The sequence below is a fragment of the Velocimicrobium porci genome, from assembly GCF_009696045.1.
In the GTDB taxonomy this organism is placed as follows: domain Bacteria; phylum Bacillota; class Clostridia; order Lachnospirales; family Lachnospiraceae; genus Velocimicrobium; species Velocimicrobium porci.
In genome coordinates, this window is sequence record NZ_VUMT01000013.1 from 1 (window position 1) to 14,224 (window position 14,224).

12 protein-coding genes and 1 pseudogene are annotated in these 14,224 nt (G+C 39.0%); all 13 read right to left on the reverse strand.

Annotation, left to right across the window (positions count from 1 at the left end; genetic code table 11):
* Positions 1-122 precede the first annotated feature (122 nt).
* A pseudogene (locus FYJ58_RS09260) lies at positions 123-401 on the reverse strand (helix-turn-helix domain-containing protein); the annotation flags it as partial.
* A gap of 66 nt (positions 402-467) precedes the next feature.
* The gene (locus FYJ58_RS09265; protein ID WP_006775626.1) at positions 468-659 is read right to left on the reverse strand and encodes a hypothetical protein; all 192 of its coding nucleotides are present in this window, start codon (positions 657-659) and stop codon (positions 468-470) included.
* A 23-nt stretch (positions 660-682) separates the two neighbouring features.
* On the reverse strand, positions 683-958 hold the full coding sequence (locus FYJ58_RS09270; RefSeq protein WP_068759160.1) for a DUF5720 family protein: 276 nt from the start codon (positions 956-958) through the stop codon (positions 683-685).
* A 12-nt stretch (positions 959-970) separates the two neighbouring features.
* A complete protein-coding gene (locus tag FYJ58_RS09275) occupies positions 971-1,897 on the reverse strand; it encodes a ParB/RepB/Spo0J family partition protein (protein ID WP_154519459.1) in 927 nt (308 codons plus the stop codon).
* The gene (locus FYJ58_RS09280; RefSeq protein ID WP_062807365.1) at positions 1,854-2,675 is read right to left on the reverse strand and encodes a ParA family protein; all 822 of its coding nucleotides are present in this window, start codon (positions 2,673-2,675) and stop codon (positions 1,854-1,856) included. Before FYJ58_RS09280 ends, FYJ58_RS09275 begins: the two co-directional genes overlap by 44 nt.
* A gap of 466 nt (positions 2,676-3,141) precedes the next feature.
* The gene (rpsI, locus tag FYJ58_RS09290) at positions 3,142-3,534 is read right to left on the reverse strand and encodes a 30S ribosomal protein S9 (protein ID WP_154519460.1); all 393 of its coding nucleotides are present in this window, start codon (positions 3,532-3,534) and stop codon (positions 3,142-3,144) included.
* Positions 3,535-3,562: 28 nt separating this feature from the next.
* Positions 3,563-4,003 carry a 50S ribosomal protein L13 gene (gene rplM, locus FYJ58_RS09295; RefSeq protein WP_154519461.1) on the reverse strand — a complete coding sequence of 147 codons (441 nt, stop codon included), beginning with the start codon at positions 4,001-4,003 and terminating at the stop codon, positions 3,563-3,565.
* Between the two features lie 205 nt (positions 4,004-4,208).
* Positions 4,209-5,069, reverse strand: coding sequence for a GGDEF domain-containing protein (locus tag FYJ58_RS09300; protein WP_154519462.1), 861 nt, complete (start codon positions 5,067-5,069; stop codon positions 4,209-4,211).
* Entirely contained in the window at positions 5,066-7,195 is a 2,130-nt protein-coding gene (locus FYJ58_RS09305) for a cellulose biosynthesis cyclic di-GMP-binding regulatory protein BcsB (RefSeq protein WP_154519463.1), read from the reverse strand. The genes FYJ58_RS09300 and FYJ58_RS09305 overlap by 4 nt, the downstream gene beginning before the upstream one ends.
* Before the next feature lie 22 nt (positions 7,196-7,217).
* The gene (locus FYJ58_RS09310; RefSeq protein ID WP_154519464.1) at positions 7,218-8,474 is read right to left on the reverse strand and encodes a glycosyltransferase family 2 protein; all 1,257 of its coding nucleotides are present in this window, start codon (positions 8,472-8,474) and stop codon (positions 7,218-7,220) included.
* Positions 8,475-8,539: 65 nt separating this feature from the next.
* Positions 8,540-12,304, reverse strand: coding sequence for a glycan biosynthesis hexose transferase WsfD (gene wsfD / locus FYJ58_RS15160; RefSeq protein ID WP_154519465.1), 3,765 nt, complete (start codon positions 12,302-12,304; stop codon positions 8,540-8,542).
* A 15-nt stretch (positions 12,305-12,319) separates the two neighbouring features.
* Positions 12,320-13,420 carry a non-hydrolyzing UDP-N-acetylglucosamine 2-epimerase gene (gene wecB / locus FYJ58_RS09320; RefSeq protein ID WP_154519466.1) on the reverse strand — a complete coding sequence of 367 codons (1,101 nt, stop codon included), beginning with the start codon at positions 13,418-13,420 and terminating at the stop codon, positions 12,320-12,322.
* Positions 13,421-13,432: 12 nt separating this feature from the next.
* Positions 13,433-14,200 carry a tRNA pseudouridine(38-40) synthase TruA gene (truA, locus tag FYJ58_RS09325; RefSeq protein WP_154519467.1) on the reverse strand — a complete coding sequence of 256 codons (768 nt, stop codon included), beginning with the start codon at positions 14,198-14,200 and terminating at the stop codon, positions 13,433-13,435.
* Positions 14,201-14,224 lie beyond the last annotated feature (24 nt).

Below are 14,224 nucleotides of genomic sequence, written 5' to 3' on the forward strand. Positions count from 1 at the left end.
ATCACCTAATGAGTATGAAAAGAAATATTGGATAAAATTAAGACACTTGGAAATAAATGCGGCATAAGACAGAATATTGAGGTGAAAAGTTCACGTTTAACTTGTACTTTTTCTTGACATAGGACCACATACTCGGTATCTGTGATCCGCCCACTTTTATCGCGTCTCTGATGGCGCACGATATATCCGGCTCCTTCCAGTTCACGCAGGGCAGCACCTATGGCATCCACGCCCTCCTTACAGATCTTTGCAAGGCCACGGGTGGTGTAATTCCAATCCTCCGGCAGCGACAGCATCATGGAAAGCAGCCCCTTGGCTTTTAACGACAGGTTTGCATTTCGTAAATGATGATTGCTCATCACGGTATAATCACGGGTCCGTTCAATGCGAAAAACGGCCATCGACCTCACTCCTTCCGAATTTTGGGTACAAAAAACCGCAATCCTCATTTCAAAGAATTGCGGTGTTCAACGCTTTTCAAATTTTCTTGCATAGAACCAAAACAGCGGCTTTTGGGGACGCGCCTCTGTAAATGGCTCCTCCTGGGCGAAAGGAAGTGTTTGCATCACGCGGTCAATATCCGTTGAATCCATGTCATGCTGAGATTTGCAATCTTCCCGGATTGCTTCTTGAATTTCCTTTACCGTACACATAGTCATTCCTTTCCTTTCGTTGTATGGGTTTATGAGCGGCGGCGTTTTCCCGGTTTGAAATCGAGGATATGTCCCTCAATCACACGAGCGTAACGCTTGATCTTGATCTCCCGGCGCTGCTGGCTTTGCAGGGCGGCCTGATACCCGTCCTCAGTCAAAAACAACCGCATTTCATCTCCGGGGCTGCCGTAAGCAGTGCTGGGACGCAGGACGGAAAACTCGATCATCCAGCGGGTATTATCCCAAAACCTCCCTACGGCGAGAATGTTGTGTCCTTTCAGCTCACGGGCTGAAATATCCCTCATAGGCGGCTCCTTTCATCGTTCCTGGTCTCTCTGACGCTTTTTCTGCCATGCCTCCAGTAGCTTGATGATGGTTTCCTGCATCCGCTGGGGCGTATAGCTTTTGGGGAAATACTTCCGCAAGGTGTCAGAGGTAAATGTCACTCGATCCAGATCGCTTTTCTTTTCCTCACCCATGATGACGCGCATCATATCGAGGGTCAGATGCCCCTCCTGACTGTATTTCTTGAGCCGCTGGGCTTGGGAAAGGGAAGGGGTAGCCTGTTCGCTGTCCATCGCGTCCAGCAGGTCTACCTGTTCCTCTTTTTTAAGAAAGGACAGCTCATAGGCAGGGTTCAGGGCGATCTTCTTTTCATCCACCATATCCATCAATTCAGGAATCAGCTCTGTCAGACGGATAAATCTCTTAATCTGTGATTTGCTATCTGGACTGTTCTCCGCGATTTTTTCTGCCGCAGTCAACTTCGGCCCAACTTGGGCCGAAGTTAAATCCGTCCTGGCTCCTTGGTGCTTAATGGCATCTAGCTTCATTTTATAAGCAAATGCTCTTTCGCTTGGAAGAAGGCTTTCTCGCTGCAAGTTGCTGTCAACCATAATAATCGTGGCGGCATCATCATCCAAATCCCGAACAATGACCGGCATAGTCTCCTTTTCTGCCAGCTCACTGGCTCTGTGCCGCCTGTGTCCGGCTACCAGCTCATAGCCACCCTCCGGGTCCGGTCGGGCAATGGCCGGAACCAGAACGCCATACTGCTTGATACTGTCAGCGGTCTCCATCATTGCTTCGTCATCCTTGACTTTGAATGGGTGGTTCTTGAACGGATGCAGTTCAGACAACGGAATTTCCTGAATCTTTTCCAGCTTTGCATCCTGGCGGTCTTCTTCGGTGGAGAACAGATCATCTACCGAGGCCAGCTCTATTTTTTTCGCGCTGCTTTTCAAGTTTCAACACCTCCTTCGTCAGATTTTTGTAGCCCTCTGCCACCTTGCCGCCGGGGTCATGGGCAAAAATGCTTTTTCCCTCTGCGCTGATTTCCTTTGCCCGGACAGAATGGGGAATCTCTGTGCCGAATACTTTGATCTTGCTGCCATAGGTCTCTCGCAAAAGTGCGGAGATCTCTTTGGCAAAGTTGGTTCGGCTGTCAACCATCGTCAGCAGGATACCGTCTATCTGGAGCTTGGGGTTGATCTGCCGCTTTACCTTGTTTACCGTGGAGAGCAGCTGTTCCAGCCCTTTGGCGGACAGATACTCCGCCTGAACGGGAATTATGATCCTGTTCGCAGCGGCCAGCGCATTGACTGTGAGCATCCCCAGGGAGGGCTGGCAGTCGATGAGAATATGGGAGTATTGCCCCTTCAGCGTGTCCAGATATTGCCGCAAGATAGTCTCACGGCTCATGGCATTTACCAGGGATACCTCCATACCGGATAACTGGATGTCCGCAGGCATCAGGTCTACACCCTCTGGGTGGTGCAGGATACCCTCGCCGGGACGAAGCGGCTCATCCATCAAGATACGCCCCATAGCGTCCGACAGCGTAAAGGGCAGCTTGTCCGGCTGAGGATTGCCCAGGCTGATCGTCAGGCTACCTTGCGGGTCTCCGTCGATCAGCAGGACTTTCTTTCCAGCCTGCGCCAAACCGATTCCAAGATTGGCACAGGTAGTGGTTTTGCCAACGCCGCCCTTCTGGTTGGCAATGGCAATGATTTGCGTGTTCATTGACTTCACCTCATTTCTAATTGTTGCTGTTGCTTCTGGAAATAGAAAAAGCCGCCACTCCAAAATAAAAAGTGAAGTGACGGCTCTTTCTATCGCCGGAATACGAGTTCCTGAAATGAAAAAAGCACCCAGTCATTTTATACTGAGTGCTATATCAAATTCATATTCAATTATTCAAATTAGGTCAAACTATGTCAAACTGCCACAGCCCAAAACGAGGGAAAGGAGGGACGAAAAACACCCCCAAAATCGGCTCTCGGTTGTCCTATAATTTAACCACTAACCCCTTTTTTTACCCCCATTTTTGCCGGTTGTCCTATATTTAACCACTAAAAATTGGGTGAAAACGGCTCTTGATTTGCCAAATTTGGTCAAACCATATCAGCCCGTTTAGATACAGTAAAACCCCGGAAAACCTTGATTTTCCGGGGTTTTTGAACCATTTTGATACGGTTTGAACAGCAGATTATCTCTTGCTGAACTGAGGTGCACGACGTGCTGCCTTGAGACCGTACTTCTTACGCTCTTTCATACGAGGATCTCTTGTTAAGAAACCTGCTTTTTTAAGCGCTGGACGGTAATCAGCATCAGCTTGTAATAAAGCTCTGGAGATACCGTGTCTGATAGCACCTGCCTGACCTGTGAATCCACCACCGTGTACATTTACTAAAACATCAAATTTATCTGTTGTTTCTGTTAATTCAAGTGGTTGACGAACGATTAATTTTAATGTATCAAGACCAAAATATTCGTCCATATCTCTTTTATTGATTACAATTTTACCTGTACCAGGTACTAAATATACTCTGGCAATACTGCTTTTTCTTCTTCCTGTTCCGTAATACTTTGCGTTAGCCATTTCTTTTTCCTCCTTTCAGCACCTTTAATTAATATCTTTCTTTGATTTCTAATACTTCTGGTTTCTGTGCTTCATGATTATGCTCTGCACCAGCGTATACATGTAATTTTTTGATCATAGATCTTCCTAAAGGTCCCTTTGGAAGCATGCCTTTTACTGCAAGTGTAATAACATTTTCAGGTTTTTTATTCATCATTTCTTTTAATGTAGTTTCTTTCATACCACCTACATAATCAGAGTGACGATAATAAATCTTCTGATCCATTTTCTTACCTGTAACTTTAATCTTATCAGCATTGATAACGATTACATAATCACCTGTATCAATGTGTGGTGTATAAGTAGGTTTATTTTTACCTCTTAAGATTGATGCGATTTCTGAACAAAGACGTCCTAATGTATGTCCTGTAGCGTCAACTACATACCATTTTCTCTCAATTGTTGCTGGACTAGCCATATAACTTTTCATTGGTTTACCTCCTTGAAAACTTTCGAATAAATAGATAAATCTGATTTCAATATTAATATGTTAAAAAATACTCTTACCGGGGCTTTGGCTTAGTATTTTTCGCACTCAAATATCAAACGTGCATAGCACGTCACATTTAGATATTATACAATAGCTCTTTTAGACTGTCAAGCACTTTTCTTCTCTTACACCGCTAAAATCCTTTCTATATTGTATCAGACGGTACATCATAGGAAAGTCGTTTTTTTGCAATTTCCAAAAATTCCAGCGGTGACTGATTTCCGTTTTCGTAAACCGCAGTTCCAAACCGCATATCAATTTGAATATTATCACCACTTTTATTTTTTTGTTCTTCTTCCAAATTCTTTTTCAATCGGTCAATTACAATTGCTTCGCCACCTGGATTAGTAAACATAATTGTTCCCCAAAGATAAGGTGTGTCTCTTAATAAAAACAAGGAATCTTCTTTTCGCAAACTTTTTTGTGCAACACCGGATATGTCTTTAATCTGCTCTGCAAATTTTTGTTTTCCCATTAATCTGCTAATCTCGTTTTCATAGCGAAGCTCCCAGACTAACAGTATTAATGACATTTTATATCGTTCAGCAATCCTCATATAAATTACACATTCATTTTCAAAACTGTAAAGATTTTCAAGTCCGGTAGCCTCATCATATAAAGCAAGTTCTTCCACACGTTGTTTCAGTTCACGATTCTCTTCCTGAAGCTGATTCATATTTTTTGTAAAGAAATGAAATGCAATTGTAGTAAGCGGAATCCATATCATCCAAAAATATAACTGCATATCTATTGGGTCACCTGTATGAATTACCCCATATAATATATAGCTGACATATACAAACAATATTAAAAGGTCAACAATTAAACCTGCTGTTATTGAAATGAAATATGTAACAAGAAATGCCATACTTGCCACACAAAACATCGCAATATTAATTGCCCATTGCTCTGCACTATTTCCAGTAAAAACCAGACAGACCAATATTAAAAGCAAAATCGCTAAAAAGGAAAAATCCCCTTCGATTCTATACCTGCTTTTTTTCATTCTGGTTTCCCTCCTTTTTTACCGAAGTTTTTTCTTGTATTTTTCCCTCCCCTGACATACTTTACAATGATCAATACAAGACCTACAACCAATACGCCGGCAATGGAAATACTAACAATTAAAAATCTAAGCACATCTTCTCTTTTTAACAATTCTTTTGTTGTTGTAATCTGGCTCTTTCTATTATCCTTAAACTGATAAGCATATATTTTTCCTTCCTCTACAACACAGCCATCCCCGGTTACTTTCCATAACTTTTCTGTATCGGACAGATATTTCGCTGCGGATAACATTCCCTGTTCTGTAGCACCGGTAATAAACATCATTCCCCGATTTTCTTCTCCAAATGGTGAATCAACTAACTGTATTGTTCCCATTGTTGATCCGGCTTCCTTTGTAATCTGTTTCTTCTCATTTGTTAAAAGACTCGTTCCAGCTTCATTAAATTTAAAATATAAGTTTTTATTGCTTTCACGAACTATTAAGTTATTTGCAAAACTTCCAATAACAATCGTATTTTTTCCACGACAGTCCTGCATCTTAGCACCCTGTGTTACCATAATACTTCCTGTATTATCTTCCACAAATCTTCCCAATGTAAGACAGACTCCCCGTAATACTGTTAAATCTGCAAATGACGGATTCTCTGGCAATGCAACAAAAACATCGTTTAGACTTTTATTTTTTATAAATGGTGCCGGATAATGTTCAAATAGAAGAGGAACATCCTCTGCCAAAACAATTTTAATCATGCTCTCAGGACTTACATATGCCCATGGTGTCTCTCCCTGTCTAAGGGTACACCATACATCCTCTAATTCTAAATCAAATGCCATTTTAACTGTAAAATTACCACTTACTTTTAAATCGCTTGGAATATACAATTCAATCTCATCACCATTTGCCTTTTCTTTTGAAAGCTTATGGCTTCCAATTGGTACATCATTGATATAAACAGTCAAAAGAGAACGCTCAAAATCAAGATTTTGCGAATACCGCACTTTTAAATAAATTGCACTTGATGGTGACAATGTCTTATTTCCATAAGAAGCTTCTTGAAAAGAAACTGTCTGTCGAAATGCCCCCTTTACATAGGCACCCTCTTCTGTCAAATTAGAATATTCCAACTGCTCCCTTTTCTCCATTTGCGGATTTTCATCCTCGGTCACTACATGGATTCGTCCGGTCATCTGTTTCATATAGTCGTCATTCCCAAACATCGTTCCGCCCTTCAAAAGAAGCTCCTGATTCGTTCCTGTCAATACAAGCAAATTCATATGTTCAAGGGAAACAATTGATAACACAGCTCCATTTTTTGCCTCTTTTTTTGCTTCTTCTGAAAGTCCGTCAAAGACTACTGCCGGAAGTGATGCCAGTTCCCCGACATATATGCCATAATCAAAATCCGATAAATTGTTTCCCTTAAACACGTCACTTTCTCTCAATAACATAAGATTTTGATAATCCACACTGGAATTCTTAGATATTCCCGTAAGTATATTCGCTGCGATTGTCATGTCTGTGTCTGAGACATTGTCCGGCACAATCAATGCGGACTTTCCGTTTTCCATTCCATAAATCGACGTTATATGATGATAGAGATCGGCGACGCTCTTTATATTCACATCAGGAGTATACAAGATACTTATAGCTGAATCTTTACTTATGTTCATCCAGTTCGCTTTCGATACATCATCCACGCACGGAAGTGACTCACTTGTACGAATATAACTCTCTATTTTCAACTCATTAATTCCCTTTTTTATTAACCTTACCGGAAGCTTAATTTTTAATGTTTTTGTTTCTCCTGCTTTGTCTGTTAAACGTCTTGAATAAAATGGTTCTCCATTTAAAGAAATGGTAAAATCTGAAATCTTTTCATCTCTTAACTGCGTTACATTATAGACCATATTAAATTCTGCTTTGTTTATATTCCATGTACCAACAGAAAAATATTCCGTACATTGAGAAAATAAACCCGTCATAGAATGATCTTCAATAAATGATTCCGTATGCACATATTGCCTGTTCCCTTTGCTCGCAGATGCGGCTAATCCCAACTTCGGGCACATAACAACTCCAATCACAACTGCTAAAATCAGAATTTTAATTCTTTTGCTCCACAAAGCTCATTACTCCTTTCGTTTTTTATTGAAAACGTTCTGTTTTATACCATTTTGTTTCTTTATGTCCTATTACGTCTAAAACATACATAATCAAACCATAGATTGCAACAATCATCCACAGCTTTGTATAAGTAAAATACATCAAAATGATAAGAATTATATTTTTAAAATTCATTTCTCCTTTTTCCGTCGATATCGTAACAAATGTTCCCAGCACAAACATCAGAATAGCCAGAGCCCAAAGAATGTTACTTAGTCCTGCCAGGGACAAATGAATCACGCCCGCCATTCCAAAAAGAAACATGCAGTCTGAAATAAGCAGTGAAAATAGTAAAAAGAAATACGTTGAAAAAAAATAGAGTAAGTCAAACCGAATCTGACGTGCTTCTTTTTTCCAAAGTAGCGGAAAGTTTTTCATCAAAACATAAATATTTCCTTTTACCCACCGGGTTCTCTGACGGAACCATACCGGAAGTGTCTGTGGCTCCTGCTCCCATGTTACCGCTTCCGGTGCAAATTTAATTTTCTTTTTCATCATATAGATTCTAAAACTAATCTCAGTATCTTCTGCAATCGCTTTCTCATCCCATCCGCCAATTGCATCAATAATTGACCTTCGAATTATAAAATTCGTTCCCGGAATTGTACAAAGCTTTAATAAATTCCATCTCCCAGCCTGTGCCATCCACTGAAAACATAATGTTTCTATGTTGATAAACCGGGTTAGTAACGATGCGTCTTTATTTCTCGTCCGAAACTTACCGATAACTGCACCAAGGGAATCATCATTTTCAATCTCCCATACTAACGTTTTTAATGCCTTTGGTTCCGGCGTATTATCTGCATCATAAATTACAATGTATTCGCCTTTTGCAATTTTATATCCATTATTCAATGCACCTGATTTTCCTCTTCCACCTGTTTTTGCATCGGTATTAATTACATGTAGCTGTCTTCCTCTATACTCCATTTGAAGTGCCTCTAAAATCTCGGCACTGTTATCCGACGAATTATCGTTAATTACAATAATTTCATATCGGTCACTCGGATAATCAAATGCTAACAATGACCTTACAGTATCTCCAATTACAATCCCTTCATTATGAGCCGGAACCATAACCGATACCATCGGATACCGTTTAAAACTTTTCGGAACCGCCGCCCAGCGTTCGGATTTGACATAATAAAAATACCCGCTAATAATTAATACAATATTTAAAAGTAAAAGTGACCAAATACATATGACTGCTACTAATGTAATGTCATCTAATATTGTCATTTTCTATACTCACCTTCTGCATAATAGTTAAGCTGACTGCTTTTGTTATCTGCTGCCATTTCATTTTAACGCTTTCGGAACTTATTTTTATAAATTCTTCTGCTATTAATTAAAATTATTATAAATATTGCAACGGCAATGCCTACAAGGAATAGAAGTATTTTATTGCTCCTGTCAAAGAAACCTTTCATACTTACTTCTGCTTTTTCCCTGTATACATATTCCTTTTGTTTCTCTTCTTGATAAACCGGAGCTTCCTTTTTATAATTGTAACGATAATCTGCTACTGTAAGCCATTTATCTCTTAAAAACTCCAGACTTTTTTCCCATTCTTCCGCATTATCATATACAGGAAGGACAAGAACCGTATCTACTGGAAAAGATTCAAAATTTCTCGTTTTTCCTTTTACCCGCTTTAGAAAATCCAAATCAATACGAAGCGGAGTCGTTTCCATCGGGTATAATAAAACACCTCCATTTTTTAATGAATTTTCCGCACGCATAAGCTTTGATTCCAAACTTATCTCTTCCAAATCCGTTTCTTTTGTATCAACCGGTTCATGGAGAACAATGGTACCATTCTTTGTCTGAAGATAAGACAGTCTTTTTGTCCATTCTTTAAATTCCGGATATCCCAGATTGTCATACACCGGCATTACTCTAAGAATATAAGGAATTCCATTTTCATACAATTCTTCGCCCATTTTGACGAGCATCTTTGCATTGTTAAACGGATATACTTCATCAATCATGACGTAAAATTTACCTTCTATTTCCGGTATTTCAAGGAAATCACGCAAAGCACAACATAGTGCAATTGTGCTTAAATCCTTATCTTTCACATAAGACGCATACCCGAAATTGCCACTTACAATACTATAAGGAACTCCTTTGTCTGTCATCAATTCCATTGTTCCATAACAATGACCTTTTACTGAATGGTCTACATAAAAAAGCTGTTCCCGTTTTTCTTCTGTCTGTGTAAAATCATGAAACGCAAACGACACATATGCCATCTTATGGTAATTGAGTTGATCTGCAATCCCAATCGCTTTCGAGGTTCCAATACAAAATAATTTGTTCCCGGAAGGAACCTTTTCACCTACCGTTTCAGATGTTGTAATAACATACTTATAACTTGAAACCATTTCTCTCGTTATCTCATTTTCACTTCTATAATCCGACCTTTTCCCGCAATTTTTTATAAGTGGCTCCAATAAGTTGCGTTCTTTTTTACTACAGATTAAAATTGTATCTGCCATTTTACTTTCCTTTGTCATCTGTTCCTTTTCAACTGCTGTCGTCCGAAGTGCAAGCAGTGCCATTAAATTGTCAAATGAATGTACACTTAATGTCGCAGAATCTGCAAATGCTCCGTAGACCTCACTCTCTTTTTCCATTACCTGGAAGGATTTAAGTCTTTCACTTGCATTCTGTACGATTTCTTTATTTCCCGTCTGCTGACCAATTAAAACACAAATTGCATAAATTGCCGTAGACTCTACCTTATCAACCGGCTCTCCGGTTATTGTATACTTTCCATATACTTCGCCATTATTTAATGTCTGCTCTAACCAATCAATTGTTGCCTGCGGACACTTTCCTGCTTCCGCAAGATGATAAGCAGTCAAAAGCGCTTCCACCATAAAAATAGTATCACTTTTATATTCTTTTTTCTTTACTTGATACCGTGTCTGAAAAAACGGAAAAGAATCACCTAAATAACCGCCTAACATAACTTCTTCTGTTTTTTTCTGAATTTCTTTCCATTCCTCGTTTTGTCCGGCCAGATAATCCATTGCAATTAAATCGCCATAACATAATGTCATTTCATCACTGCTTTTTTTATTATCAGCAGTATAATAGTCAACTAAAAGACCCTTTTTCAGATTTGTGCTTTTAAGCTGTTTTGCATACTGAAGTGCCAGTTCCTGGTCACCGCCCTCGAACAGACCACGGATAATTCTTAAATCATCGACACAGGCATTAACTGCCATTGGCGTTCCCTCTTGGTCTACGCGGTAAGACAGATAGTTTTCCTGCTGCAACGTGCTTGCAATGTACTCTTTTATTTCTCTGTAAAGCTCTTTATCATCTGCCTGTACTGCATAACGGAGCATTAACCCTTCCGATTCTCCCAGCACTTCATGCCCGCCTGCCAGTTCCCTACTACCATCCGTTTTTAAATATCCTGTATAAATCCCTCCATTCTTCATCATCTGATTTCGAATAAACTGATAACAAATTGTTTCTCTCTCGTCTTTCTCTCCATTTACTGAGTATTCCTTTACAGGTGCATATTTCACAATCTTTTGCACCCTAATATCCTGCTTACAACCTGTCATTAATATGCTGAAACCCAACAGCTCAATGATCTGTTTTTTATGGTTTTTCCTTTTCCATCGCTCACAAAGCCATTCTAAAAGTTGTGAAAACAGAAAGAATATCAATAAGTCAAAAATAATATTATAAAAAAATAAATGTCTTGCTGCCCCGGCTACTCCTGTTCTCACTATAACATCCAGCATAACACAAAGCCCCGCAATCACCAGATATAAAAAAACAACTCTGCTCCACCAGTCTTTTCGATTGCTAATCCAAAATAGAACAATTAAAATAAGTAAAAACCCTAGTGCCCTAGGTGTATATTTTTCCTTTAAGTTACTATAAACTTTAAAAAAATCTGTTTTTGTTCCAGGTTCTTTTCCTGCTTCCCTATCATAATTTCCACCAGTATCTGAATGAATGGTATATGCCTGATTAACAATCAGCTGTATCATCTTACTAAATGCATCCGGATGACTGAAATAATAAAATAGTATCTTGCCGGTTCCATATTTTGAGTAAAAATCTTTTTCTAAAATTTTATCTTGAATATCAATTGCCGGATATCTCTCATACGCACTACTTCCGTCAAGCAGACTATAGGAACGGTTAATACCAAAAAAATCCATTGTTTCTTCCGGATTCTGAGATGCCATCATCATCCCTTTTGTCATGGAATGGTATTGTTCCGTTCTTTCAATCTGACCATTTAATACTTGAAATATTAAACCTGTACCAATCGACAAAACTGCCAAAACCGCCAGAATTATCCCACAAGATTTCTCTTTTTCCTTTGAAAACAGCTTCAGATACTTCTTCTTTTTCCATCCATACAAAAGCAATAAAAAAAATCCTCCAACTACGCTTCCCCATAACATAGTTTTCGGACTTATTATTACCAGAATACCCCCACTCATTATCAAAAGAACAAATAAAATACTATGTCTATGATAATCCGTTGACAATTGTAAAATACATGCAATTGTCATTAAAAGAGAGGGATATATAACACCTTCCGGATAAAAAGATAAAAACCATGTCAGATAAGCGGTATCACAAAAAATCAAAATAGAACTTACTGCAATCAGATACTTCCCTTTCGGAAATTTCCCCGCCATATATTCCACTATTAAATATAATGCCCCTAACAGATACAAGCCCAACAGGCATCCATAAAATCGTATATCAAACGTAGTTTTATCTTTTGCAAATATCCAATTGAGTCCTTTTGCAACTTGGATAAAAAGATTTTGCGATGAAAAGTTTGTTTTTTGTTCTGTATAATATTGATTTACACCATACTTTACAGACGCATAACTAAAATATTCGTCTTTCTTCCCTCTGTCTAATTTATATAATCCATTTCCTTCTATAATCGAAGCATACTCTCCATTATCTGCACTTCCCAAAACAGGTGGCACAAACAATGTAATTCCCATAATTAAAATTCCAATCAGCACAGCAAATAGTGCTGCCCTTTGACTTGGTTTCTTTGTCTTACACACCGAACTTCCTCCTGGCTATATCTCATTACACAAAATATCTGCAATTCTTTGGCAGGCATATCCATCTCCATAAGGATTAACTGCACGTGCCATCCTTTGATATGCTTTTGTATCTTTTAAAAGCTCACAAGCTGAATTATAAATTGCTGTTTCTTCCGTCCCTGTAAGCTTTAATGTTCCCGCTTTCACTCCCTCCGGACGCTCTGTTGTATCTCTCATGACAAGGACGGGTTTTCCAAGAGATGGTGCTTCCTCCTGAATTCCTCCACTGTCCGTCAATATTAGATAGGATCTCGCCATTATATTTTGAAAATCGTATGGATTCATCGGTTCCATTAATTTTATCTGGCTTGATTCACCTAAAATTTCTATTGCCAGTTTCCTTATCTTTGGATTCCTATGCATCGGATAAATGATTTTAACATCAGGAAATGTCTGTGTTAAATGAAGTACTGCCTGAAAAATTCTTTTAAAAGGTTCCCCGCTATTTTCTCTTCGATGTGCTGTCAGAAGAATCAACCTGCTATTTCCTACCCACGTTAAAACAGGGTGGCAATAATCATCCGACACAGTTAATCTTAATGCATCTAACCCCGTATTTCCTGTAACATAAATCCTATCCGGCTTCTTACCCTCAGCGACTAGTTGATGTTTTGCCTGTTCAGTTGGTGCAAAATGAATATCCGCAAGCAACCCAACCGCCTGTCGGTTAAATTCTTCCGGATACGGTGATTTCATATTATAAGTACGAAGTCCTGCCTCTACGTGTCCAATTGGTATCTGCAAATAAAAACAGGCTAGTGCTGCACAAAATGCCGTACTCGTATCCCCATGAACCAATACCAGATCAGGCTGTTCCTCTTCCAACACAGGACGCAATCGTTCGAGAATACGGGTTGTTATATCAAATAACGTTTGATTCGGTATCATAATATCAATATCATAATCCGGAACTACCCCAAAGCGTTCTAACACTTCATAAAGCATTTCTTTATGTTGCCCGGTAACACAAACTGTCAGTTGAATTTCTTTTCTCTTTTTTAATTCTAATACTAAAGGACACATTTTAATTGCTTCTGGTCTTGTACCAAAGACCACCATTATCTTTTTATTCATAACTATCATTTTCTATTCCATTTTTGTTTGATAAACATCCTCTTTATTATACGCAATCTGAACTAACCGAAGACCTCTGGCCGGTGCTTTGGGTCCAGATGCCATTCGATCTCTTGCATCAAGAATCTCTTTTACGTGTTCCGGAGGATATACCCCAAGACCTACTTTTACCAACGTTCCTACAATAATTCGAACCATATTATAAAGGAACCCATTTCCTTCTATATGAATCTTTATCATATCATTTTCTTTTGTCAAATCCAAAACATAAATTGTCCGAACGGTATCTGTAACCTGGCTACCGGCAGAACAAAAGCTCATAAAATCATGTTCTCCAACAAGATACACCGCTGCCTCTTTCATTTTCTCAAAATCCAGAGGCATATATACAAAGTAACTATATAATCGTTCTAATGGTATATCCATTCTCCGGTTTAATATATAATATTCATACGTTTTTCTACTATTACAGCGTCTTGGATGAAACTGCGGCGATACTTCTTTTGATGTCTGAATTCGAATATCATTCGGAAGCCGTTGATTTAAAGCAAACTTAATCTTATCTCCCGGTATCTTCGTATTTGTATCAAACACTGCAACATTTGCTAACGCATGAACTCCGGAATCCGTTCTGCTTGCTCCAATTACTGCAATCTCTTCTTTAAGCAATTCAGAAAGTTTCTTATTTAGAACCTCCTCTACTGTTATTCCATTTGGCTGTATCTGCCATCCACAATAGTTCGTTCCATCATAAGCAATTTCTAGCATAATTCTCTTCATATCCACATTAAACTCCAAAATCTA